The sequence below is a fragment of the Thalassospira sp. CA1 genome (assembly GCF_059052855.1).
Window position 1 is genome coordinate 140,712 of sequence record NZ_JBZCIA010000009.1, and the last position, 23,253, is coordinate 163,964.

The following is a 23,253-nucleotide window of genomic DNA, read 5'->3' on the forward strand; positions in this document are numbered from 1 at the left end:
GTCCTTCATGCGGGCCCAGTTGCGGTATGGCATGCCAAGGCGCGGATTGTTGCCAAGCTTATCGGCGTTGCGATCCAAAAAATGCCAGTAAAGCGCGTTGAACGGACAGGCATCCGTGCTGGTATTGTTGCGCGGGTTGTACTGGCAGTCCTTACAGTAATCCGACATGCGGTCGATATATTTGCCACTGGCCGCATAGGGCTTTGACGCCATCTTGCCGCCATCGGCATAAAGCGCCATGCCAAAGGTGTTGGGAAGCTCAACCCATTCAAACGCGTCGATATAGACCGCCAGATACCAGTCGCAGACTTCTTTGGGATCAAGCCCGGCCAGCAGGGAAAAATTGCCAATCACCATCAAGCGCTGAATGTGATGGGCATAGGCATTTTCAAGCGTTTCACCAATCGCCTGCTTCAGGCAATTCATCGGTACATTGCCATCCCAGAAGAATGCGGGCAGGGGGCGTTTGGCATCAAAATGATTGCCGCTGCCGTAATCCGGGCCAAGATACCAGTAAAGCCCCCGGACATATTCCCGCCAGCCAAGGATCTGGCGAATAAACCCCTCAACCGCGTTCAGCGGTGCCTTGCCCTCATGATAGGCCTTCTCTGCCGCCCGGCAGACTTCATCAGGCAACAACAGCCCGGTATTGAGGCATGGGCTGATCAGGGAATGATAAAGGGTGGCACTTTTGACCGTCATCGCATCCTGGTAATCGCCAAACTGCGCCAAGCGATGCTTGATGAAATGATCAAGTGCCGCAAGCGCATCCTTGCGCGTGACCGGCCAGCCAAATGACGCAACATCCCCCATCGCATCGGGGAAGTCATCGCATATGCGATCAAGCAAGCCCTGCGTGATCTTGTCGGGTGCAAATGTCGTTGGCGTTGGGGGTGTCACATCATCGGGCAGGCTTTTGCGGTTGTCGTGATCAAAGTTCCACTGCCCGCCAACCGGCTTGCCATCGGGTTCCATCAGGATGCCGGTATCGCGACGCAAGCCGCGATAGAAATACTCCATCCTCAGTTCCTTGCGGTCCTTGGCGAAATCCGCGAATGCTGAAAGCGGGGCAAAGAACCGGTCATCGGCGCGCACATCAACCGAGATATCGAGGTCTTCGGACCATTTGTCGATTTCATGTTTGACCCGCCATTCACCAGGTTCGGTGATGATGACTTCCTTGATGTCGTGTTCGGTAACGGCCGCTTTCAGGGCGTCGGTGAAGGATTTAGTCGGATGGTTTTGATAGTCAAAATACGCGATGTGAAATCCGTTTTCGCGCAATTCCTCGGCAAAGTGGCGCATTGCAGACAGGATCATCACGATCTTCTGGCGATGATGGGGGACATAGGTGGCCTCGTCATGCGGCTCTGCCATGACGATCAGGTCCTGATCGGGATCGGCGTCCTTCAGGCTCGAAAGCGACGGTGTCAGTTGATCCCCAAGGATGAAACGAATGGTTTGAAAGTGCTGCTTCATGTGTTGCTTCAATCGATTGCACGGCAGTTGCGAGTCGTACGAAAACATCCGGGCACAAGATCTTTGCGAAGGGCAATTTCGCCGAACCGATTTTCATTCTCAGGGAAATCCGTGCGAATGATTTTTAGTCATTCACCCCAACTGGCTTATTTCGGAAAAATCGGCTAAATTATTGATAATGGTAATCAAAGGCGCGTTTTTTCCTTGAAACAAGCCGGGTGGATTCCCACTATCTGCATAGCCCAACCATCAGGAGAGCCATGATGAAAGGTGATCCCAAGATCATCACATATCTTAATCGCATTCTGACCAACCAGTTGACTGCGATTAACCAGTATTTCCTGCATGCCAGAATGCTGCGGGACTGGGGCGTGGAAGAAATGGGCGAGTATGAGTACAAGCTCTCGATCAAGGAAATGAAACGCGCTGACGACACGATTGAGCGCATTCTGTTTCTTGAAGGTCTTCCCAACCTCCAGAACCTCAACAAACTGATGATCGGCGAAAATGTCGAAGAGATCATCAGCTGTGACATGAAGTTTGAATTGGCGTCTCTGCCCCTTCTGCGCGAAGCCATCACCGCCTGCGAAAAGGCCGAAGACTTTGTGACGCGCGATCTGCTTGTGAAATTCCTGGAAGAACAGGAAGAGCACGTTGATTGGCTTGAGACCGAAGAATGGCAGCTCGAAAATGTCGGGATTGCAAACTACATCCAGAGCCGTTCAGGCGACGGCGACTAATCAGATCAGGAGTATTACGCCATGAAGGGTAGTAAAAAGGTCCTCGCCGCGCTGAACAAACAGCTCACTGCCGAACTGTCGGCGGCCGACCAGTACAACACACATGCTGAAATGTATGCCGATTGGGGCCTGCATTCGCTCTATGAACGCATGCATCACGAAAAGGATGAGGAACTCGAACACGCAAAGCGTCTGATCGAGCGTATCCTGTTCCTTGAAGGCGTGCCCGATACCGCATCGCGTGAACCGATCAAGATCGGCAAAACCGTGCCCGAGATGATGAAAAACGATCTCGAACACGAATATCACGTGATCAATCTTCTGAAAAAGGCGATCAAGATCGCCGAAGCAGAGGACGATTTCCAGACCCGTCAGATGCTGGTCGCCCTGCTTGATGATAGCGAAGAAGATCATGCCTATTGGCTGGAACAGCAGATCCGCCTGATCGACATGATGGGCCTGCCGAACTACATCCAGTTCCGCGCAGCCGGGGAACCAAACCCGGAAGGCTGATCATCCGCCAGCAAATAATTTTCAGAAGGCCCCGGCAATGTCCGGGGCTTTCTTTTTGGTATCAGAGGCTTAGACCTGAATTTTTATATGTCGCTTTTTTATCTTGACCTTCCAGTTGCTGGAAGGTCTATCGTGCCCCATATCTTGTAGTAACCCCTTTTTTGAGGTGCGTGATATGGATCGCCGAACAGACGAATATGATACCGCAGCAGGCGGTGGGGCATCCGTGCAGCCGACTGCCAATACCAGCGAAGTGAACCTCGAGATCGAAGGCATGACCTGTGCAAACTGTGCAGGGCGCGTTGAAAAGGCCATTGCTGGTCTTGATGGTGTTTCTGATGTCACCGTGAACTTTGCACTTAACAGCGCAAATGTGCATTTTGACGACAGCAAGCTTGATACATCCAAAATCGCCGAGGCGGTCGCGGATTCAGGCTATAGCGTCGTGACCCAGCAGCTTTCCTTTGATGTCGATGGCATGACATGCGCGAACTGTGCTTTGCGGGTTGAAAAGGCACTTTCGGCATTGCCGGGCGTCACCGAAGCCAGTGTCAATTTCGCGCTGGAACGTGCCGATATCTCGGCCCTGTCGGGCAAGGTCAACGATGCCATCGCGATCAAGGCGATCGAGGATGCCGGCTATCACGCAACGTCACGCAATAAATCCGGATCCGAAGACGGTGACGCAGACGAGGCGGCACGCAACGAAAAGAAACAGGACAAATCCCTGATCCTTCTTGCGGTATCGGCATTGCTGACCGCACCACTGGTTTTGCAGATGGTCTGGATGAACCTTGGTGTGTCCTATCATCTGCCGGCATGGGTTGAACTTGCGCTTGCGACACCGGTTCAGTTCTATATCGGTGCGCGCTTCTATCAGGGGGCATATGCAGCCCTGCGCCATCGCAGTGCCAATATGGATGTGCTGGTCGCACTTGGGACATCGGCGGCCTATTTCCTCAGCCTCTATAACATGCTGACGGCCAATGCCGGGCAGGCCCATCTTTATTTCGAAGCATCGGCTGCGATCATTACCCTGATCCTTGCTGGTAAAATCATGGAAGAACGCGCCAAACGCGGGGCATCAGCCGCCATTCGTGAATTGATGGCGCTCCGTCCACGGCGTGCGCGCAAGGTGGTCGCGGGCGAAGGCGAACAGGATGTCGCGATTGAAAGCCTTATGGTCGGCGATATTGTTCGCGTTTTGCCGGGCGAACGTGTGCCGGTCGATGGCAAGGTTCATGCCGGTGAAAGTGAACTTGATGAAAGCCTGATCACCGGAGAAACCCGACCGGTGGCACGTGTTAGTGGTGATACGGTCGTTGGTGGTGCAGTGAATGGCACCGGACGTCTTGATATCGAAGTCAGTGCGGTTGGTGATGATACGACGCTGTCACGCATCATCCGTCTGGTCGAAAAGGCCCAGACCGGCAAGGCCCCGGTGCAGAAGCTTGTCGACCGGGTATCGGCCGTGTTCGTGCCGATTGTGGTTGTCATTGCACTGCTGACCTTGGCCGCTTGGTTGTTTACCGGCTTTGGCGCAGAGGCATCTATCGTTGCCGCCGTCTCCGTGCTGGTGATTGCATGTCCTTGTGCGCTTGGTCTGGCGACGCCGACTGCGCTGGTAGCTGGTACCGGCAGTGCTGCGCGCAACGGCATCCTGATCCGCAATTTCGAGGCGCTTGAACAGGCCCATAATGTCGATACCGTCATCTTTGATAAAACCGGCACCCTGACGGAAGGCACACCGACTGTGCGCGATATCTGCCCGGTTGAGGGTGTTGACCGTAATGAGTTGCTGCGCCTGACAGCAGCCGTTCAGGTCGCCAGTGAACATCCTTTGGCGCGTGCGGTTGTCTCGATTGCCAAGGATGAAGGCGTATCACTGCCTGATATCGATAACTTCAAGGGGAAAACCGGTGCCGGTGTCATGGCCGATGTCGAAAAGCACAAGATCGCCATCGGCAGCGAAGCCTTGCTGAGTGATCTTGATATCGCAGGTCCGTCGCAGGATCTGGCAAAGGACATCAAGAAACACGAAGGTGAAGGCCGAACCGTTATTCTGGTTGCGATTGATGGCGCGTTTGCCGGTTACCTGACCCTTGAGGATCGCATTCGCGAAGGTGCCAAGCAGGCAATTGCCGATCTCAAGGCACGCGGCATTTCATCGATCATGTTGTCGGGTGACAGTCAGGATGTCGCAAGCCACGTGGCACGTGAACTTGGCCTGGAACGTGGCGAAGGTCGTATTCGCCCGCAGGACAAGGCACGTGAAGTCGAGAAACTTCGCAAGGAAGGCCGTCATGTTGCCATGGTTGGTGACGGGATCAATGATGCGCCCGCACTGGCCGCGGCCGATGTCGGTATTGCCATGGGCGGCGGCACCGATGTTGCCATGGAAACGGCTGGCATCACCCTGATGCGGTCTGATCCGGCACTTGTGTCTGCCGCGATTGATATTTCGATCGCCACCCGTCGCAAAATCGCACAGAACCTGTTTTGGGCCTTTGCCTATAACGTGGTCGGTGTTCCGTTGGCAGCATTCGGTGTGCTTAGCCCGGCGATTGCCGGTGCGGCGATGGCGCTTAGCTCCGTCTCGGTTGTTGGTAACTCACTGACATTGCGGCGCTGGACAGTCCGGAAGTAGGAGAAGGCGATGAACATTTCTGACGCCGCGACTGAATGCGGACTTCCGGCGAAAACCATCCGTTATTACGAGGATATCGGTCTGGTTTCGCCGGGGCGCCTGGCCAACGGGTATCGTGACTATGATGAAAATGATCTGCACAAATTGCGGTTCCTGCAACGTGCCCGCGGCTTGGGGTTCTCGGTCGAAGATTGCCGGGTGTTGCTGTCACTTTACGAGGACCGCAACCGTGCCTCTTCCGATGTAAAGGAAATCGCCAAAACCCATCTGGCAGAGATCGAACGCAAGATTGCCGAACTTCAAAGCCTGCGCGATACACTTTCCGACCTTGTGCAGTCCTGTCACGGCGATGATCGCCCTAACTGCCCGATCATCAATGATCTCGCCCGCAAGGCGTGATCCCGAAACACAAAAGAATGAGAGAACGCATTGAAGAATAAAGGTGTTATGGCGCTTGGCGCCCTTGTCGGTGCGGCGATTATGTATGGCATCGTCACGTTCTTTGGCCCGGATGCGATCACGGACCAGGATGTCTCGCTGCGTCCCGATGATCTGCAACTGGTGGCGCAGGGCAAGAAGATCTATGACGCAAATTGTGCGTCCTGCCACGGTGCCAGACTTGAGGGCGAAGCCAATTGGCGTGAACGCGGTCCTGACGGCTTGCTTCCGGCGCCACCCCATGACGAGACTGGCCATACCTGGCATCACCCCGATCAGGTGTTGTTTGAACTGACCAAGTACGGACCGGCGGCAATGGCCGGGGGCGATTATAAATCGGCCATGCAGGGTTATGAGGGCGTGCTGAGCGATGAGGAAATCATTGCCAGCCTGTCTTACATCAAAAGCCGCTGGCCCAAGGACGTCATCGCGCGGCACGACCAGATCAATCAATCTGCGGCCCAATAAGGCCTTGAAACCAAAAGACCCGCCTCGGACATGTCCGGGCGGGTCTTTTGCTGTGCGGAGTTAACGATATCAGGTTACGGGCGGGGCAGGGTAATGCGCACGGTCGTGCCCTTGCCAAGGTCGCTTTCGATACTAAGCCGACCACCATGCAGCTCGACCAGAAGCTTGGCCAGCGGCAGGCCAAGGCCGGTACCGACACTTTCCTTCACCCCGGATGGATGAAGTTGCGAGAACCGGGCCAGCGCCCGGGGAATGTCATTCGGGCTCATGCCGACACCATTATCCTCGATCGCAAAGGTGACGTCTTCGTCGGTTGTGGCCAGCCCGATGCGGATCTTGCCGTGTTCGGGTGTGAATTTTGCCGCGTTGCTCAGGATATTGATCAGGATCTGTTTGAGTTTGAGCTTGTCACACAGCATCGATACCGGCTGATCAGGCAGATCGAATTGCAATTGATGGCTGCGCCGCGAAATATCATCCCCGACAAGCCGGGCGGCATCGCGTATCACCGAGCCAAGATCGGCCTCTTCAAGCTGCAAGGTCATCGAACCGGCAGACAGCTTTGACACGTCCAAAACGTTATTGACCAGTTCAAGCAGATGCTTGCCCGCCTCGTAAACGTCACGGCCACATTCGCGGTACCCGTCGGGCAGATCGCCAAGAACCCCATGCGCAATCAGTTCGGAGTTGCCGATAATCGCATTAAGCGGGGTGCGCAATTCATGGCCCATATTGGCGATAAAGTCGGATTTTGACGCGTTGGCATCCGATTGATTGCGGTTTTGCTCCATCAGGGTGCGTTCGGCCTGTGCCTGACGGTCATTTTCAAGCAGCGTCATCAGCACCGCGGTGCGCGTTTCATTGTTCTGGCAATATTCAAGCGGGGCGATGGAAAGGTCGCAGACGTGGCTTTCCTTGGCTGCACCGACAAGAATGATATCGCCGCGCCAGGTCCGGCCCGAAGAAAACACATCTTCGATATCGCTCATCAGGCCTTTGGAAATGAAACCGGCCTTGCGGCCCAGCATGCGATCACGCGAAACGCCGATCAAGCGCGCGATGGCTTCGTTACATTGCATGACGATGCCGTTGCGGTCGCATATGACGGCGGCATAGGGCAGGGCGTTCAGAACAACCTGGTCGGCCAATGGCACATTGGTTGAACCAATTGGTGTGTTGCTGGTCATGTCAGCCCGTGATCCCATAATAATCAGGTCGTCCGCTAAAAGCGGTCGATACCCAGCCCCGTCAGAGAGATGTCAGGGGTCTTGCCGCTGATGAGATCGGCGACTGCTTTTGCTGATCCGCAACTCATCGTCCAACCCAACGTCCCATGCCCCGTATTAAGGTATAGATTAGCATACTTTGTATCGCCAAGAACAGGGGCAGAATCCGGCGTTACCGGCCGCAAACCCGACCAGAAATCGATGCTGGAGCGATCACCTGAATTCGGGAATAATTCCAGTGCTTTATCAACGATAAGTTTTTGGCGGCGTGGCGACATCCGAAGGTTATAGCCATCCAGCTCCGCCGTGCCTGCAACTCTAAGATGCGCACCAAGGCGCGAATACACCATTTTCACACTGTCATCGATCAGGGCCGTTTCGGGTGCCCCGGAATAGCCGGTGGTGTCGATGCTGATCGAGTATCCCTTGCACGGATAAATCGGCAATTTGATGCCAAGCGGGGCCAGCATCAGCGGGCTATAGCTGCCCAGACAGACCAGAAATGCATCCGCATGGATGTCACCCTTGTCAGTTTGAACACAGGTGATCTTGCCCTGATCATGGACAAGGCCGGTGATGTTGGTGTTGAAGTGAAACGATGCGCCCTTGGCGATGCAATGTTCGCTCAGACGTTCGGTGAATTTGCGCGCATCACCGCTTTCATCATCTGGCGTAAAGCTGCCACCAATGAACGGCGCTGTGGCATCGCGCAGGGCAGGCTCGATGGTAAGGCATTCCTCGGACGATACAAGTCGACGTTTAAGCCCGTATTCCTGCATCTGGGCGGTGGCCTTTTCGACCGCGACCATGTCCTGTTCAGTGCGGCAGATATGCAGGATGCCACGTGTGCTATGATCATATTCAAGATCAAGCTCGTCGCGAAGCGCGCGCAGGCAATCGCGGCTATAGATCGCAACCCGAAGCGCCTTTTCCAGATTGATCCTGGCCCGCGCATCGGTGCAGTTGCGCAAGAACCGAAGGCCCCATGAAAACAGCTGCGGGTCAAAGCGCATCCGAAACAGAAGCGGTGCTTCTTCCCGGCCAAGCCAGCCCAGGATTTGCTTGGGGGTGGATGCATTCGCCCAGGGTGTGGCGTGACAGGCAGAAATCTGACCGCCATTGGCAAAGCTTGTTTCCTGCGCACTGGCATGCCGACGATCAACGACCGTAACCTGATGACCATTTTGCAAAAGATACCAGGCCGCCGTTGTCCCGATGACCCCGGCGCCCATGACGACTACATGCATGCGGGCAAAGCCTTGTTGCGGAAAGTTTCGTGTTGCGGTCTGATGGTCAGCCTTTCTGCCAACTATCCGACATGCGAATTTCGCTGCACTATAGTGGGGTGAAATTTAAATGGCTACAGTCGACTGGACCTGTTTTAAATGCTGTCTTGATGCACAACGCAGACCGGAATTTCATGACAAGGATGACGGGGTGAAATGTTTGAAATCCTGACAACCGATCAGATGTACGAAGCAGACCGCCGCACAATCGAAGGCGGGATTCCCGGCGACGTTTTGATGCAAAATGCCGGTCGCGCCGTGTTTGAGGAAATCATCCGTCACTGGTCACCGCGTTCCGTATCTGTATTGTGCGGCCCCGGCAACAACGGCGGCGATGGTTTTGCCATCGCCAAGCTTCTGCGCGATGAAGGCTGGTCTGTGCGTTTGGGGCTAATGGGCGATGTGGCTGACCTAAAAGGTGACGCGGCCTTGCATGCCGCCCGCTGGGAAGGGGCGACCGAACTTCTTTCACCCGCCCTTGTTGTTGGCGCGGATCTGGTGGTCGATTGCATCTTTGGTGCCGGGCTTGCGCGCGCCATTACCGGTGACGTGGCCGAACTTGTCACCACAATCAATTCAAGCCCGTGCAGCGTTGTTGCGGTCGATGTGCCATCGGGGGTTGATGGTAATACCGGCATGGTTCTGGGCGTTGCGGTGAAGGCCGACCTGACCGTGACATTTTGTCGCGCAAAGCCTGGGCATTATCTTTTGCCGGGGCGTTTGATGTGCGGTGAACTGGCCGTGCGCGACATCGGCATAACCGATCAGACGGTCCTTGATATTGCGCCGGCCTGTTGGCGAAACGATCCGGTTTTGTGGCGGGCAGGCATCCATTGGCCGGGACTTGAAGGTCACAAATACCATCGCGGGCATCTTTTGGCCTTTGGCGGCGCTACCATGACCGGGGCAACCCGCCTTGTGGCACGTGCCGCGCGCCGATCCGGGGTGGGGCTTCTGACCATCGTGGCAGATGCGCAAGCATTGCCGATCTACGCATCGGATGCGCCTGGCAACATGACCGCCCCGATGTCTGCCTTTGATGCACTTGTGAATGACTGTCGTCATAATGCCTTTGTCATCGGGCCGGGATTTGGGGTTGGTGACGATACGCGTGCCCTTGTCCTGAAACTTTTACATCTGTGCCGGGCGACGGTGCTTGATGCCGACGCACTCACAAGCTTTGCCGAAGATCCGTCTACCTTGTGCTTTGCCGTACAAGGCCCGACCGTCCTGACCCCGCATGAGGGCGAATTTGCCCGCCTGTTTCCTGATATTACCGGCGACAAGCTTTGTCGGGCGCGCGCAGCGGCCAAACGCTGCAGCGCGACTGTTCTGATCAAGGGGGCTGATACCGTGATTGCTGCCCCCGACGGGCGGGCGGCAATCAGTGCGGTCGATGTGCCTTGGCTGGCAACCGCCGGATCGGGCGATGTATTGGCCGGGATCATTGGTGGTTTGATGGCGCAAGGCATGGATAGTTTTGACGCCGCCTGCATGGGGGTATGGCTTCATGCACGAAGCGGGGCGGATATTGGGCCGGGACTGATCGCTGAAGACATTCCGGAACATCTTCCCGCTGTCTTGCGCGAACTGTGGCTGGCGTCACGTAAAAAGGCATGATGTGAACTAAGGTGAACAAGAAGTCGCCGCAGCCGCTGGCGCTTGCGGTATAATCACCCGATATAAAAACGGTATGGCGTGATGGGATGGATCATCACGTATTGAGGAAACGATTTGAAGTTCTTCTGATATCGGAGTGGGAGACAGGCATGTCTCAGACGTTTCTCGACAGAACCCTTGATAATCTTCGTGGCGCCTGGCGCGAACTGCGCGATAGCCCGGTGGTGCGTGGCCTTGGTTTTGATGAAAGCCAGACCCGACAGGACCGTTGGCGCGAACAGATCGCCGATTGTCTGGCAAGGCGCGGTGGGGCGGTATCGGCCCGTGCGCGCGCAGCCGCCCTTGGACATGATTTCTTGCGCCTTGATGATGCGGGGAAACGTGAATTCCTGCATCTTCTGGTCAATGAATTCGGCGTAGATCGCGACCGTGTTGCGGCCGTCATGGCCGATTGGACGGCGGCTGATGATCTGGCAGAACAGGCATTGCTTGAAACCGAACTGCGTGCCGCACTGGTGCCACCATTTCGTTTAATCCTTAAGGAATTCAATTCATTACCACAAGGTGTGAAGTTCCTGGTTGATCTGCGCGCCGATCTTTTGCGCTGGCGCAAGGAGGCCCCGGGACTGGCCATTCTGGAACGCGATCTCAAGACACTGCTGGCAAGCTGGTTTGATATCGGCTTTCTGGAACTGAGCCGCATCACGTGGAATTCACCGGCAGCCCTTTTGGAAAAACTGATCGCCTATGAAGCCGTTCACGCCATTCAAAGCTGGGATGATCTTAAACGTCGACTGGCATCCGACCGTCGGTGCTTCGCCTTCTTCCATCCCGGCATGCCTGACGAGCCGCTTATTTTCGTGGAAGTCGCGCTTGTGAACGGCATTGCCGGCAACGTCGATGAGTTGATCGAAAGCAAGGATGACGATTTGGGCGGCACGGAAAAGACCCCCAAAAGCGACACGAAGTCCGATACGGCGATCTTCTATTCTATTTCGAACGCGCAGGCCGGATTGGCGGGAATCAGCTTTGGCGATTTCCTGATCAAACGGGTGGTCGCCCAATTGCAGCGTGATCTGCCGCATCTCAAACAGTTTTCAACCCTGTCGCCGATACCTGCACTGCGCAGCTGGATTGACCGGCAGCTCGATACAATGGCCAAGGGTGAGGAAACCGGCCTGCCCAAGGCGATTGAGGCCGCCTTGACCGATTGTGATGACCTGATGGGGCCAAAACCACCCGCCACCAGCCCGGACGGGGTTTCTGAACGGACGCGGGCAAATATCGAGTACCTGACGGCGTGGTATCTTTTGAATGCCAAGCGTCCCGGCATGGACACCGCCTTTGATCCGGTCGCGCATTTTCATCTGAGCAACGGTGCGCGGGTTGAACGGCTGAACTGGAACGGTAATGCCAAGGAAAATGGCTGGAACCAGTCATTCGGGATGATGGTGAACTATCTCTATGACCTTTCGACCATCGAAAAAAATCACGAAAGTTACGTCGGGCAGGGCAAAATCGCGGTTTCCAGTGCCGTAAAACGTCATTTCCGCTAGGGGGGCGTCACCTGAAATCGGCTGATTGCCGTCGATTTAGGCCCTGTTTGATGGATATTTTCGACAAGATTGCATTTGTCGAAAAGGCGATGCTTGCATGAGGGGATCGAAGTTTGTATTAAGGCGCACTCATTCCGGTGTGACCGGAGTGATTTCTATGCTTGTGTGCGGGTGTGGCGGAACTGGTAGACGCGCTGGATTTAGGTTCCAGTGGAGCAATCCGTGGGGGTTCGAGTCCCTTCACCCGTACCATAAGCAGGCTGAAAATTTGACCGGGTACCATATTCGTTTAGTCGTATTGACTTTCTGACGTCCGGACTGCGTCGCGTAACGGACATTATTCGAACCAAGCAAAAGAGTTATCTATGCAGGTTACTGAAACCAAAAACGAAGGCCTGGCGCGCGAGTTCAAAGTCGTCGTGCCCGCCGCACATATCGAAGAAAAAGTCGTCGCCAAACTTGACGAGATCAAGGATCAGGTTCGCCTGCCGGGCTTCCGTCCGGGCAAGATTCCGGCGAAACTCCTGCGTCAGCGTTACGGCCAGGCCGTCATGGGCGAAGTCCTTGAAGCCGCTGTCAACGAAAACACCGGCAAGGTTCTGAACGACAATGACCTGCGCCCGGCTGTTCAGCCGAAAATCGAAGTCACCAAATTCGATGAAGGCGGTGATCTGGAATTCGACATCGCAGTCGAAATCATCCCGGCCATCGAAGCAATGGACTTCAAAAAGCTGAAGCTGACCCGTGAAGTTGTTGAACTTGACGACAGCAAGGTGAACGAAACCCTCGAGCGCATCGCATCCGCACAGGGTACGACCGCACCGCTCGCACGCAAGCGCAAGTCCAAAGCCGGTGACGTTGTTGTTATCGACTTCCTGGGCAAAATCGACGGTGAAGCGTTCGAAGGTGGCAAAGCCGAAGATTACGAACTCGAACTCGGTTCGGGTTCCTTCATCGAAGGTTTCGAAGATCAGCTGACCGGTGTGAACGCTGGTGACGAAGTCGTCGTCAAAGTGAAATTCCCGGAAGCTTACGGTGCTGCCGAACTCGCAGGCAAAGACGCTGAGTTCGACGTAACCGTTAAGGAAATCAAGGAAAAGAAACCGGCTGAGCTGGATGATGAACTGGCCAAGAAACTCGGTCAGGACAGCCTTGAGTCCCTTAAAGAAGCGATCCGCAAGGACTTTGGCCGCGAATACGAATCGGTTTCCCGTCAGAAAATGAAGCGTCAGCTTCTTGACGCGCTGGCTGAAAACCACAGCTTCGAACTGCCGAAGTCGCTCGTTGAAAACGAACTCGAAGGCATCATTGGCCAGATCAAACAGGCCCGTGAAGCTGGACAGGAAGACGACGAAACCAAAGGCAAGTCCGAAGAAGAGCTGACCGAAGAGTTCCGCGAAATCGCAGAACGTCGCGTTCTTCTGGGCCTTCTGCTTGCAGAAGTCGGCCGTGAGAATGAGATCCAGGTCACTCAGGAAGACGTCAACAAGGTCCTCGTTGCCGAAGCCCAGAAATATCCGGGCCAGGAACAGCAGGTTATCGAATTCTATAAAAATAACCCGCAGGCCTTGCAGGCGCTTCAGGGCCCTGTATATGAAGACAAGGTCGTTGATTACATCGTCGAACTCGCCAAGGTAGAAGAAAAAACCGTTTCGGTTGAAGACCTTCTGAAGCCGGAAGAGGAAGACGAAGCTCCGAAGAAGAAATCGGCTGCTAAGAAAGCACCGGCGAAAAAGGACGCAGAGAAAAAGGCTCCGGCTAAAAAAGCCCCGGCCAAGAAAGCTGCAGCCAAAAAGCCGGCCGCTAAAAAAGCTGCTGACAAATCCGAAGACAAGTAATCCGGCCGGACACGGTTTAGGATCATGCAGGGAGATTGCAGTTGATGATTGAAGAACGGATGAATTCGCTTGTACCGATGGTCGTTGAACAGACCAGCCGTGGCGAGCGTGCCTATGACATCTTTTCGCGCCTTCTTAAGGAGCGCATCGTTTTCATCAACGGTCAGGTCCATGACGGCATGTCGTCACTGATCTGTGCGCAGTTGCTGCATCTCGAATCGGAAAATCCGGATAAGGATATCTCGCTTTACATCAACTCACCGGGCGGTGTTGTGACCTCGGGTCTCGCCATCTATGACACCATGCAGTACATCCGTTGCGATGTCTCCACGGTGTGCATGGGGCAGGCGGCATCCATGGGCTCGCTGCTTCTGATGGCCGGTGCAAAAGGCAAGCGTTACTGCCTGCCCAATGCACGCGTCATGATCCACCAGCCGTCTGGCGGCTTCCAGGGTCAGGCATCGGACATCGAAATTCATGCCCGCGAAATTCTGGCTCTGCGTCAGCGTCTTAACGAGATCTATGTCGAACATACCGGCCGTGATCTCAAGACCATCGAAGACGCAATGGAACGTGATAACTTCCTCACCCCTGATCAGGCCAAGGAGTTTGGTCTGATCGACGAGGTCGTTACATCGCGTCCGAAGCCGGAAAGTGATGAAAAGAAAGACTGATCACTCAGGTGTGATTGGTGGAAACGCCCCGGTGATCGGCCGGGGCGTTTTTTTATGTCTTGCCTCATGGCAGTTTTAAGTCATAGACAAGAGTATGTGCAGGCTTGGGCGTTATTGTTCGGAACTTGCTGGCCGCCCGAACGTTTGGGTGATTAATGCAAGGGGTTTCGCAACCAAGATAGCGAACCCATATCAAACATGACGCCATAAAGCCGAAAAGCGCAGATTAAACGTTGAGATCGGTATCGTTTACCGGCTAACATGGCGATAAAAGATAACGTCAAACGTAATTGGGGTTTGTATGAGCAAATCGAATAGCGGGGACTCCAAGAACACTCTGTACTGTTCTTTCTGTGGAAAGAGCCAGCACGAGGTTCGCAAGCTCATCGCCGGTCCAACCGTGTTCATCTGTGATGAATGCGTAGAGCTTTGCATGGACATCATCCGCGAAGAGCACAAAACACATCTCGTCAAATCGGCAGACGGGGTGCCTTCTCCGCAAGAGATTTGCAAGGTCCTTGATGACTATGTCATCGGTCAGGGCCATGCGAAGAAAGTTCTCTCGGTCGCGGTTCACAACCATTACAAGCGCCTGCACCATTCCAGCAAGAATGAAGACATCGAGCTGGCAAAATCGAACATCATGCTGGTTGGTCCGACCGGTTGCGGTAAAACGCTTCTGGCCCAGACCCTGGCACGTATTCTTGATGTGCCGTTCACCATGGCAGATGCCACCACCCTGACCGAAGCCGGTTATGTGGGTGAGGATGTCGAAAACATCATTCTCAAGCTGCTGCAGGCGGCTGACTACAATGTCGAGCGGGCCCAGCGCGGCATCGTTTATATCGACGAAGTCGACAAGATTTCGCGCAAGTCTGACAACCCGTCCATCACCCGTGACGTCTCGGGCGAGGGCGTGCAGCAGGCATTGCTCAAGATCATGGAAGGCACTGTTGCTTCCGTTCCGCCGCAGGGTGGCCGGAAACATCCGCAACAGGAATTCCTGCAGGTCGACACCACCAATATCCTGTTCATCGTTGGCGGCGCGTTCGCTGGCCTGGACAAGGTGATTTCCCAGCGTGGCAGGGGCAGCGCAATCGGCTTTGGTGCCGACGTCCGTGGCCCTGATGAACGCCGTGCGGGTGATGTTCTGCGCGAAGTCGAACCGGAAGATCTTTTGAAGTTCGGTCTTATTCCGGAATTCATTGGTCGTCTGCCGGTTCTGGCAACGCTCGAAGACCTCGACAACGAAGCTCTGGTCCAGATTTTGACCGAGCCGAAAAACGCACTGATCAAGCAGTATCAGCGCCTGTTCGATATGGAAGACGTGAAACTCACCTTCCAGACGGATGCGCTCAAGGCGATTGCTGACAAGGCAATTGAACGCAAGACCGGTGCGCGTGGTTTGCGCTCGATCATGGAAGGCATCCTGCTTGAAACCATGTTCGATCTGCCGACCATGGAAAGTGTCGAGGAAATCGTCATCAACGCTGACGTCGTTAATGGAAAGGCAAAGCCGTTGCTGATCCATGCAGAACGTCGTGAAGGTGTTGAAAATACTGCCTGAACGTAATTCCCGCACCGGCAACTATTGCGGTGCGGGAAATCCGGATTATCTAACGATTATCTAAAACATGTTCGCGTTGCTGGCGGGGCCTATGGCAGGACCGCACAGCAGCGTTACGGCTCAGAGTAGGGAAAGAACATAATGGTCGAATTGGCGCGTGGCGAAATATACCCGGTGCTGCCGTTGCGTGACATTGTCGTGTTCCCGCACATGATTGTTCCGCTGTTTGTCGGACGTGAAAAATCGGTGCGTGCGCTCGAAGATGTGATGCGCGAAGACAAGCAGATCCTGCTTGTCACCCAGAAAGACGCCGGTCTTGATGACCCGGCTGTCGAAGATCTTTATGAAATTGGTACTGTCGCAACTGTCTTGCAGCTTCTCAAGCTGCCGGACGGAACTGTCAAGGTATTGGTTGAAGGCGGAAAACGTGCCGAAATTACCGGCTACGTGGATAACCCGGAATTCTTCCAGGCCTATGGTTCGGTGCGTGAAGACAGTGACGAGGATGACAGCGAACTCGAAGCGCTGGCCCGTTCTGTCGTCACCCAGTTCGAACAGTACATCAAGCTCAACAAGAAAATTCCGCCTGAAGTTCTGGTGTCGGTCAATCAGATCGAAGAGCCGGCCAAGCTTGCCGATACGGTGGCATCCCACCTGTCGCTGAAGATTTCCGAAAAGCAGGAATTGCTGGAAACCAAGCTGGTTGGTGATCGTCTGGAACGTATTTTCGGCTTTATGGAATCCGAAATTGGCGTGTTGCAGGTTGAAAAGAAAATCCGCAACCGCGTCAAACGCCAGATGGAGAAAACCCAGCGCGAGTACTATCTGAATGAACAGCTCAAAGCCATTCAGAAGGAACTGGGCGAGGGTGAAGACGGCAAGGATGAAGCTTCTGAAATCGAAGAGAAGCTGAACAAGGCCAAAATGCCCAAGGAAGCCAAGGAAAAGGCACAGGCAGAGCTCAAGAAACTGCGCAATATGAGCCCGATGTCGGCAGAAGCCACCGTGGTGCGCAACTATCTTGACTGGATGGTGTCCATTCCGTGGAACAAGCGTTCGCGTGTTTCCCATGACCTGAAAAAGGCCAAGAAGGTGCTCGACAAGGAGCATTACGGTCTGGAAAAGGTCAAGGAACGCATCCTTGAATATCTTGCGGTGCAGGCGCGTACCAAAAAGGTCAAAGGTCCGATCCTTTGCCTCGTTGGTCCTCCCGGTGTTGGTAAAACCTCGCTTGGCAAATCAATGGCCAATGCGACCGGGCGTAGCTTTGTGCGCATGTCACTCGGTGGGGTTCGTGATGAATCCGAAATCCGTGGTCACCGCCGGACCTATATCGGGTCCATGCCGGGCAAGATTGTCCAGGGCATGAAAAAGGCGAAATATTCCAACCCGCTGTTCCTTCTCGACGAGATTGAAAAGATGGGTTCGGACTTCCGCGGCGATCCGGCCTCGGCATTGCTTGAGGTATTGGATCCGGAACAGAACTCGACCTTTAACGATCACTATCTCGAAGTCGATTACGATCTTTCGGATGTGATGTTTGTCACCACGGCCAACTCGCTTCGCATGCAGCAGCCGCTGCTTGACCGTATGGAAATCATCCGGATTTCCGGTTACACCGAAGACGAAAAAGTCGAGATTGCCAAACGTCACCTAATTCCCAAGCAGGTCAAGGATAACGGCCTGAAGAAAGGGGAATGGAGCATCTCGGACGAAGCACTTCGTGATCTGATCCGGTATTACACCCGCGAAGCCGGTGTGCGTAACCTTGAACGCGAACTGGCCAAGCTGGCCCGTAAGGCAACCAAGCGTATCATGCTTGAAAACCTGAAAACGGTGCGTGTTACCCCGCGGACACTTGGCAAATATGCCGGTATCCGCAAGTTCCGCTTCGGCGAGACCGAGGGTGAAGATCAGGTCGGTGTTGTTACCGGTCTTGCCTATACCGAGTTCGGTGGTGATCTGCTTCAGATCGAATCTGTTACCGTGCCTGGCAAGGGCAACATGAAAACCACCGGTAAACTCGGTGAAGTCATGACGGAATCGATTCAGGCGGCGACCTCGTTTGTCCGTTCGCGTGCGGTTGATTTCGGGATTAAGCCGACCTTGTTCCAGAAACGTGACATCCACGTTCACGTGCCAGAAGGCGCCACCCCCAAAGACGGCCCGTCGGCCGGCGTTGGCATGGTGACCTCGGTTGTTTCGGTTCTGACCGGCAACCCGGTGCGCAAGGACGTTGCGATGACCGGCGAAGTTACGCTGCGTGGCCGTGTGCTTGCGATTGGCGGTTTGAAAGAAAAGCTCTTGGCTGCGTTGCGCGGCGGGGTGAAAACCGTTCTGATCCCGCAGGAAAACGAAAAGGATCTCGAAGAGATTCCGGACAATGTCAAACGCGGCATGGAAATCATTCCGGTGTCGCATGTTGACGAAGTTCTGAGCCACGCCTTGGTCAATCCGCTTGTCCCGATCGAGTGGGAAGAAGAGGTTGATGACGTTGCTGTCAAATCCAAGGACGGCGAAGAATCGGAAATCGGCGGTGTGACGACTCACTAAGGATCGTCAGAACGCGCAGAAAACAAGGGGGCTGACACTGTCGGCCCCCTTTTTCTGTGGATAACTTTGCCCAAGAATCGGCAAAGGAACATGTCGGGATTGGTGTAAAGCGCAAAAAATCGAAAAAAACGTCAAAAACCGCAGAAAACTGCGTCTCTCGCATTGACGAGCTGTTGGCGACCTGCTTACACTGCCCATGCAACAGGTTTGGGGCAAACCAAATTTCCTCATAACTCCGAACGTCCAAACAAGGGGGCCAGGAAGTGAATAAAAACGATCTCGTTGGAAGTGTAGCTGCTAAAGCTGATCTGTCCAAAGCTGACGCTGCCAAGGCAGTAGACGCTGTTTTCGATTCCATCACCGATTCTCTGAAATCCGGCGACGAAGTTCGTCTGGTTGGTTTCGGTACCTTCGCTGTCGCTGCTCGCGCTGCTTCAAAAGGTCGCAACCCGCGCACCGGTGAAGAAATCGACATCCCGGCATCGAAACAGCCGAAGTTCAAGGCTGGTAAAGGCCTTAAGGACGCCGTCAACTAAGTTTGACGATGTTCAGCTAAAAAATGCCGGTGACTTGCGTCACCGGCATTGCTTTTTGGAAAATCCATGCTATGTTCCGCTCCGCTTCGGGGCAATGGACCCCAAGAAGACGGGTGATTAGCTCAGCTGGTTAGAGCATCTCGTTTACACCGAGAGGGTCGGGAGTTCGAATCTCTCATCACCCACCATGATAAAGGCAGCCCTAAAGGCTGCCTTTTTTTGTTTTTCCGATCTTTGCGAATCATCCTGCCCAAGTTTGGCGTTTCAGACCTGCCGGACGCTTGTGTCATGTGCCTGAAAATACGGGGAAATCATGCTGTTTTGGCTGGCTTGGGTTGAGCATTTGCCAAAGATAATCCGCCCTGAAATAGAAGTTACATTTTTATGCAAAACTGGCATTGCTTTTTGGGAAAACCATGGTAAGTTCCGCCCGCTTCCGCAGAACAGCGCGGTTTGCAAAAGGGTGATTAGCTCAGCTGGTTAGAGCATCTCGTTTACACCGAGAGGGTCGGGAGTTCGAATCTCTCATCACCCACCATGATAAAGGCAGCCCTAAAGGCTGCCTTTTTTCGTTTCCGGATTTTGCGTATCCCGACGCCTTGTAAGCAGTTGCTTTGCTTCCCCATATCGTCCTTCGGACAGGGGCTTGTATAAGTTGACGCTTGGTCGGCGGACAGGCACTGTTGATGCCATGGTCAAGAGAATCGGAACCTTCAAGATGAACAGTAATCCGGCCCGCCATCCGTCTGGCCCTGAGCGTATTAGCCTTGTCGCAATGCCAAAGCGGTTCGCGCGTCAAACATGGTCGATATGCCGACAGGTTCTGATCGTTTTATGCCTGCCGGTAATGCTTGCCAGCTGCTATCTGCCCGAGGCCTTCACCATTGATCTTTCCATGGAGCGTAATGGCGATTATCGCCTGAGCTACCGTGGTTTGCTGGTGCAGCCAAACATCACCCAAGGTCTTCTGGACAAGAGCCTGGATGCGGAGGGTGAAAAGGAAAAGGTCGCCAAGGTTTTGGCCGATCTCAAGCGCGATTCGGCTGTAAGGCAGCTGACCTATACCGGGCGCGGTGTGTTTAACATGGTCTATGAAAAGCGCGGCAACATCATGCGCGAAAAAAGCTTCGTCTTTGTCCGTCGGCAATCGCGCATACTGGAAATGTTCTTTAATTCAGAACGAAACACCGTTGAAATTCGGGGTGGCTTTGTGCCTGATCAGTATCAGGATCGCCTGACTGCACTCGGCTACCAGATGACCGGCAAGATTGAGGTCCGTACGACCGCAGGGGTGAGGAGCCACAACGCAGCAGAATTCCGTGAAATCAATGGTCAGAACCGCCTGCGCTGGGAAATTCAGTCGATCTCTGATCCGGTTCCTAACGTCATTCTCGGCTAGGGCAGGGTAGTTTGGCTTAGCTTGGGATATTCCCCCATCTGATCGCGCCTGACGAACGAAAAAAGGGACAGCATTGGCTGTCCCTTTGGTGTTTGTGCAGTTGCGGTATTTTGGTGGGGGCTAGAAGACCATTTCGTCTTCGGCACCGCCTTCGGAAATGACGATCTGGCCCTGTGCGGCCAGTTCCTTGGCCAGCTGGACGATCATCATTTGCGACTCTTCGACGTCGGACAGACGGACCGGGCCAAGCGCGTCCATATCTTCCTTCATCATCTTGCCGGCACGTTCGGACATGTTCTTGAAGAACAGGTCGCGCATCTGATCGGTCGACCCTTTCAGGGCCAGAGCAAGCTTGTCCTTTTCGACCTGACGCAGCAGCGTCTGAACGCCGTTGTTGTCAAGCCGCGCAAGGTCTTCGAAGGTGAACATAAGCGCCTTGATCTTCTCGGCCGAGTCACGGTTGCGTTCTTCAAGCGCAGTAAGGAATCTGTCCTGACTTTGGCGGTCCAGGCTATTGAAGATATCCGCCATCAGTTCATGGTTATCACCACGCGAACCGCGCGCAAGGTTCGACATGAACTCGGTGCGCAGCGTCTTTTCAATGTTGTCGAGGACTTCTTTCTGAACCGCTTCCATGCGCAACATACGCATGATGACTTCCATCGAGAAGTTTTCCGGCAAAAGCGAGAGAACCGACGCAGAATGTGCGGGTTTGAGTTTGGACAGAACCACACCGACGGTTTGCGGATATTCGTTTTTAAGGTAGTTCGCCAGAACCGCTTCGTTCACGTTGTTCAGCTTGTCCCACATGGTACGACCCGCAGGACCGCGGATCTCTTCCATGATGCCGTTCACGCGGTCTTCGGGCAGTACCTTGGAAAGCAGGCGTTCGGTGGTATCAAACGAACCAACCAGCGAGCCGGTTGAAGAAAGCTGGTCAGCGAATTCGACAAAAAGGCGCTCAACGATATTGGAGTTGATCGTACCCAGGCTCGACATGGTTTGGGAAATCTCTTTGATTTCCTCGTCATCCATCATGCTGAACATCTTGGTTGCGTGCTCTTCCCCAAGAGCAAGCATGAGAATCGCTGCCTTTTCAGGTCCGGCCAGTGATCTGTATTCTTCTTTTACGCGCCCCACGGGTGGTCTTCTCCGTCGTAATGACTCTGTTCGGGGTGGAACCTGACGCCCGAACCTGCCTCTATCGCACCGTAAGATAGGGGTTATTTGTCAACAATTCTATAAAAGCCGACATCCCTTTGCAAAGCCCCATCGGTATAAAGCGCCCTAAATGTACAAAATTGATTAATGCCGTACAATTTCGGGGCCAAATTACCCCGCAAAGGGTGATGTTTGCGGGCGCAATTGTCGAATGGGTTGAAATCGTTGCTAGCTGCTTGACTTGGTTTGGGGGGTGGTCTAACAAAGGCGCGCCGATTGATGGTCATTTTGCGGGCGTAGCTCAGTTGGTTAGAGCGCCGGCCTGTCACGCCGGAGGCCGCGAGTTCAAGTCTCGTCGCTCGCGCCATGATCCATCATCTGTTGTCTTTTTTAGGGCGAATTGTCTTTTCCGCGGTCGCCTTTTCTTGTGTTGCTAATGCTGCTTCGCACGATTGGGTCTTGATCATCTCGACGTCCAGCCCGATATCGGACGATAGTAAACGGTAAAAAGATTAGAAAGTTTCCGGTCTTAGAGCATGTTCAACGTGCTTGGGGACTGGAACTTGTGCGGTGCATACGTTATGGTGCGCCGTAATTGGCCAGGTGGGGACCTGGTCGGGTCAAAAGGCCTGTTCTTGAGAGGTCAGAGAGATGCAAGAGCTTCTTTCGGAATATCTTCCGATCCTGGTGTTCATCGGGATCGCCGTCGGTCTTTCGGCGGTAATCGTCATCGCGTCGCTGGTTCTTGCCAAGCAGGCACCGGATGTTGAGAAACTGTCCGCATACGAATGCGGGTTTGCGCCGTTCGAAGACGCGCGCATCAAGTTCGACGTTCGGTTCTATCTGGTCGCAATCTTGTTCATTATTTTCGACCTCGAAGTCGCCTTCCTGTTCCCGTGGGCTGTAACCCTCGGTGATATCGGAACATTCGGCTTTGTATCGATGGTGATCTTCCTGGCTGTTTTGACGGTCGGCTTTATCTACGAATGGAAGAAGGGAGCTTTGGAATGGGAGTGAGCACCAACTCAGGCGCACCCCTGGCACCCGGTTCGGATCAGGATGCAATGCTTAAGGGCGTGTTTGACGAGATGAACGACAAGGGCTTTGTCCTTGCCAATCTCGATAAACTCGCAAGCTGGGCAAGCACCGGTTCCTTGTGGCCGATGACTTTCGGTCTGGCCTGCTGTGCTGTTGAGATGATGCATTCGGCGGCGTCGCGTTATGACCTTGACCGTTACGGTCTGGTTTTCCGCCCAAGCCCGCGTCAGTCGGACGTGATGATCGTTGCTGGTACCCTGACCAACAAAATGGCCCCGGCACTGCGTAAGGTCTATGACCAGATGGCAGAGCCGCGCTGGGTTATTTCGATGGGCTCGTGCGCCAATGGCGGCGGTTACTATCACTATTCTTATTCGGTGGTGCGCGGTTGTGATCGCGTTGTGCCGGTGGACGTATACGTTCCCGGGTGCCCGCCGACAGCCGAAGCGCTGATTTATGGCGTGATGCAGCTGCAAAAGAAAATCCGCCGTACCGGTGTCCTGACACGCTGATC

The 23,253-nt window shown here is 54.3% G+C and carries 19 protein-coding genes and 4 tRNA genes; 19 read left to right on the forward strand and 4 right to left on the reverse strand.

Annotated elements, in window-relative coordinates:
* Positions 1 to 1,479: cryptochrome/photolyase family protein (locus AC5Q5A_RS15405; RefSeq protein ID WP_493895821.1), on the reverse strand; the 1,479-nt coding region annotated here is incomplete at its 3' end.
* Between the two features lie 263 nt (positions 1,480 to 1,742).
* Here AC5Q5A_RS15405 and bfr (AC5Q5A_RS15410) point away from each other — a divergent pair.
* The 5 genes from bfr (AC5Q5A_RS15410) to AC5Q5A_RS15430 all read left to right on the forward strand — a co-directional run bounded on the left by bfr (AC5Q5A_RS15410) (position 1,743) and on the right by AC5Q5A_RS15430 (position 6,285).
* Positions 1,743 to 2,219 (forward strand): bacterioferritin, encoded by a 477-nt coding sequence (bfr, locus tag AC5Q5A_RS15410; RefSeq protein WP_008891826.1) that lies wholly within the window; start codon positions 1,743 to 1,745, stop codon positions 2,217 to 2,219.
* Between the two features lie 21 nt (positions 2,220 to 2,240).
* Positions 2,241 to 2,732, forward strand: a complete 492-nt coding sequence (bfr, locus tag AC5Q5A_RS15415) for a bacterioferritin (RefSeq protein WP_286791206.1) — start codon at positions 2,241 to 2,243, stop codon at positions 2,730 to 2,732.
* 175 nt (positions 2,733 to 2,907) lie between these two features.
* Positions 2,908 to 5,379, forward strand: coding sequence for a heavy metal translocating P-type ATPase (locus tag AC5Q5A_RS15420; RefSeq protein WP_493895822.1), 2,472 nt, complete (start codon positions 2,908 to 2,910; stop codon positions 5,377 to 5,379).
* 9 nt (positions 5,380 to 5,388) lie between these two features.
* Positions 5,389 to 5,778: a Cu(I)-responsive transcriptional regulator gene (gene cueR / locus AC5Q5A_RS15425; RefSeq protein WP_008891823.1), complete on the forward strand. Its 390-nt coding sequence runs from the start codon at positions 5,389 to 5,391 to the stop codon at positions 5,776 to 5,778.
* A gap of 30 nt (positions 5,779 to 5,808) precedes the next feature.
* Positions 5,809 to 6,285: a c-type cytochrome gene (locus AC5Q5A_RS15430; protein ID WP_493895823.1), complete on the forward strand. Its 477-nt coding sequence runs from the start codon at positions 5,809 to 5,811 to the stop codon at positions 6,283 to 6,285.
* Positions 6,286 to 6,359: 74 nt separating this feature from the next.
* Here the strand turns inward: AC5Q5A_RS15430 and AC5Q5A_RS15435 are convergent, their stop codons facing one another.
* Both AC5Q5A_RS15435 and AC5Q5A_RS15440 read right to left on the reverse strand, forming a co-directional pair.
* The gene (locus AC5Q5A_RS15435) at positions 6,360 to 7,472 is read right to left on the reverse strand and encodes a sensor histidine kinase (protein WP_493895824.1); all 1,113 of its coding nucleotides are present in this window, start codon (positions 7,470 to 7,472) and stop codon (positions 6,360 to 6,362) included.
* 35 nt (positions 7,473 to 7,507) lie between these two features.
* A complete protein-coding gene (locus tag AC5Q5A_RS15440; RefSeq protein WP_493895825.1) occupies positions 7,508 to 8,758 on the reverse strand; it encodes a D-amino acid dehydrogenase in 1,251 nt (416 codons plus the stop codon).
* A gap of 195 nt (positions 8,759 to 8,953) precedes the next feature.
* Between AC5Q5A_RS15440 and AC5Q5A_RS15445 the strand changes: the two genes are divergently transcribed.
* The 11 genes from AC5Q5A_RS15445 (at position 8,954) to AC5Q5A_RS15495 (ending at position 20,540) form a co-directional block, all read left to right on the forward strand.
* Entirely contained in the window at positions 8,954 to 10,417 is a 1,464-nt protein-coding gene (locus AC5Q5A_RS15445) for an NAD(P)H-hydrate dehydratase (RefSeq protein WP_493895826.1), read from the forward strand.
* Positions 10,418 to 10,566: 149 nt separating this feature from the next.
* Positions 10,567 to 11,973 carry a malonyl-CoA decarboxylase gene (locus tag AC5Q5A_RS15450; protein WP_493895827.1) on the forward strand — a complete coding sequence of 469 codons (1,407 nt, stop codon included), beginning with the start codon at positions 10,567 to 10,569 and terminating at the stop codon, positions 11,971 to 11,973.
* A 167-nt stretch (positions 11,974 to 12,140) separates the two neighbouring features.
* Positions 12,141 to 12,225 (forward strand) — tRNA-Leu (locus AC5Q5A_RS15455).
* A 113-nt stretch (positions 12,226 to 12,338) separates the two neighbouring features.
* Positions 12,339 to 13,811, forward strand: coding sequence for a trigger factor (tig, locus tag AC5Q5A_RS15460; protein WP_008891817.1), 1,473 nt, complete (start codon positions 12,339 to 12,341; stop codon positions 13,809 to 13,811).
* A 44-nt stretch (positions 13,812 to 13,855) separates the two neighbouring features.
* Positions 13,856 to 14,485 (forward strand): ATP-dependent Clp endopeptidase proteolytic subunit ClpP, encoded by a 630-nt coding sequence (gene clpP, locus AC5Q5A_RS15465; protein WP_008891816.1) that lies wholly within the window; start codon positions 13,856 to 13,858, stop codon positions 14,483 to 14,485.
* A 301-nt stretch (positions 14,486 to 14,786) separates the two neighbouring features.
* Positions 14,787 to 16,052 carry an ATP-dependent Clp protease ATP-binding subunit ClpX gene (gene clpX, locus AC5Q5A_RS15470; protein WP_008891815.1) on the forward strand — a complete coding sequence of 422 codons (1,266 nt, stop codon included), beginning with the start codon at positions 14,787 to 14,789 and terminating at the stop codon, positions 16,050 to 16,052.
* Positions 16,053 to 16,193: 141 nt separating this feature from the next.
* The gene (lon, locus tag AC5Q5A_RS15475; protein ID WP_064790436.1) at positions 16,194 to 18,605 is read left to right on the forward strand and encodes an endopeptidase La; all 2,412 of its coding nucleotides are present in this window, start codon (positions 16,194 to 16,196) and stop codon (positions 18,603 to 18,605) included.
* Between the two features lie 263 nt (positions 18,606 to 18,868).
* The gene (locus tag AC5Q5A_RS15480; protein WP_008891813.1) at positions 18,869 to 19,141 is read left to right on the forward strand and encodes an HU family DNA-binding protein; all 273 of its coding nucleotides are present in this window, start codon (positions 18,869 to 18,871) and stop codon (positions 19,139 to 19,141) included.
* A 111-nt stretch (positions 19,142 to 19,252) separates the two neighbouring features.
* Positions 19,253 to 19,329: transfer RNA gene (locus tag AC5Q5A_RS15485), tRNA-Val, on the forward strand.
* A gap of 273 nt (positions 19,330 to 19,602) precedes the next feature.
* Positions 19,603 to 19,679 (forward strand) — tRNA-Val (locus AC5Q5A_RS15490).
* 180 nt (positions 19,680 to 19,859) lie between these two features.
* Positions 19,860 to 20,540 carry a hypothetical protein gene (locus tag AC5Q5A_RS15495; RefSeq protein WP_287444676.1) on the forward strand — a complete coding sequence of 227 codons (681 nt, stop codon included), beginning with the start codon at positions 19,860 to 19,862 and terminating at the stop codon, positions 20,538 to 20,540.
* A 120-nt stretch (positions 20,541 to 20,660) separates the two neighbouring features.
* On the opposite strand, the gene fliG is transcribed toward AC5Q5A_RS15495, so the two are convergent.
* Entirely contained in the window at positions 20,661 to 21,680 is a 1,020-nt protein-coding gene (gene fliG, locus AC5Q5A_RS15500) for a flagellar motor switch protein FliG (protein WP_008891232.1), read from the reverse strand.
* Between the two features lie 311 nt (positions 21,681 to 21,991).
* Here fliG and AC5Q5A_RS15505 point away from each other — a divergent pair.
* The 3 genes from AC5Q5A_RS15505 (at position 21,992) to AC5Q5A_RS15515 (ending at position 23,251) form a co-directional block, all read left to right on the forward strand.
* A tRNA-Asp gene (locus AC5Q5A_RS15505) sits at positions 21,992 to 22,068 on the forward strand.
* 284 nt (positions 22,069 to 22,352) lie between these two features.
* Positions 22,353 to 22,718: an NADH-quinone oxidoreductase subunit A gene (locus AC5Q5A_RS15510; RefSeq protein WP_008891231.1), complete on the forward strand. Its 366-nt coding sequence runs from the start codon at positions 22,353 to 22,355 to the stop codon at positions 22,716 to 22,718.
* Positions 22,709 to 23,251, forward strand: coding sequence for a NuoB/complex I 20 kDa subunit family protein (locus AC5Q5A_RS15515; RefSeq protein ID WP_040823994.1), 543 nt, complete (start codon positions 22,709 to 22,711; stop codon positions 23,249 to 23,251). Before AC5Q5A_RS15510 ends, AC5Q5A_RS15515 begins: the two co-directional genes overlap by 10 nt.
* Positions 23,252 to 23,253: the final 2 nt, after the last annotated feature.

What these genes read in the sequence shown, in the direction of transcription:
- bfr (WP_008891826.1), top strand. Translation starts at nt 1,743, where the DNA reads ATGAAAGGTGATCCCAAGATCATCACATATCTTAATCGCATTCTGACC.
- bfr (WP_286791206.1), top strand. Translation starts at nt 2,241, where the DNA reads ATGAAGGGTAGTAAAAAGGTCCTCGCCGCGCTGAACAAACAGCTCACT.
- AC5Q5A_RS15420 (WP_493895822.1), top strand. Translation starts at nt 2,908, where the DNA reads ATGGATCGCCGAACAGACGAATATGATACCGCAGCAGGCGGTGGGGCA.
- cueR (WP_008891823.1), top strand. Translation starts at nt 5,389, where the DNA reads ATGAACATTTCTGACGCCGCGACTGAATGCGGACTTCCGGCGAAAACC.
- AC5Q5A_RS15435 (WP_493895824.1), bottom strand. Translation starts at nt 7,472, where the DNA reads ATGACCAGCAACACACCAATTGGTTCAACCAATGTGCCATTGGCCGAC.
- AC5Q5A_RS15440 (WP_493895825.1), bottom strand. Translation starts at nt 8,758, where the DNA reads ATGCATGTAGTCGTCATGGGCGCCGGGGTCATCGGGACAACGGCGGCC.
- AC5Q5A_RS15445 (WP_493895826.1), top strand. Translation starts at nt 8,954, where the DNA reads ATGTTTGAAATCCTGACAACCGATCAGATGTACGAAGCAGACCGCCGC.
- AC5Q5A_RS15450 (WP_493895827.1), top strand. Translation starts at nt 10,567, where the DNA reads ATGTCTCAGACGTTTCTCGACAGAACCCTTGATAATCTTCGTGGCGCC.
- tig (WP_008891817.1), top strand. Translation starts at nt 12,339, where the DNA reads ATGCAGGTTACTGAAACCAAAAACGAAGGCCTGGCGCGCGAGTTCAAA.
- clpP (WP_008891816.1), top strand. Translation starts at nt 13,856, where the DNA reads ATGATTGAAGAACGGATGAATTCGCTTGTACCGATGGTCGTTGAACAG.
- clpX (WP_008891815.1), top strand. Translation starts at nt 14,787, where the DNA reads ATGAGCAAATCGAATAGCGGGGACTCCAAGAACACTCTGTACTGTTCT.
- lon (WP_064790436.1), top strand. Translation starts at nt 16,194, where the DNA reads ATGGTCGAATTGGCGCGTGGCGAAATATACCCGGTGCTGCCGTTGCGT.
- AC5Q5A_RS15495 (WP_287444676.1), top strand. Translation starts at nt 19,860, where the DNA reads ATGAACAGTAATCCGGCCCGCCATCCGTCTGGCCCTGAGCGTATTAGC.
- AC5Q5A_RS15510 (WP_008891231.1), top strand. Translation starts at nt 22,353, where the DNA reads ATGCAAGAGCTTCTTTCGGAATATCTTCCGATCCTGGTGTTCATCGGG.
- AC5Q5A_RS15515 (WP_040823994.1), top strand. Translation starts at nt 22,709, where the DNA reads ATGGGAGTGAGCACCAACTCAGGCGCACCCCTGGCACCCGGTTCGGAT.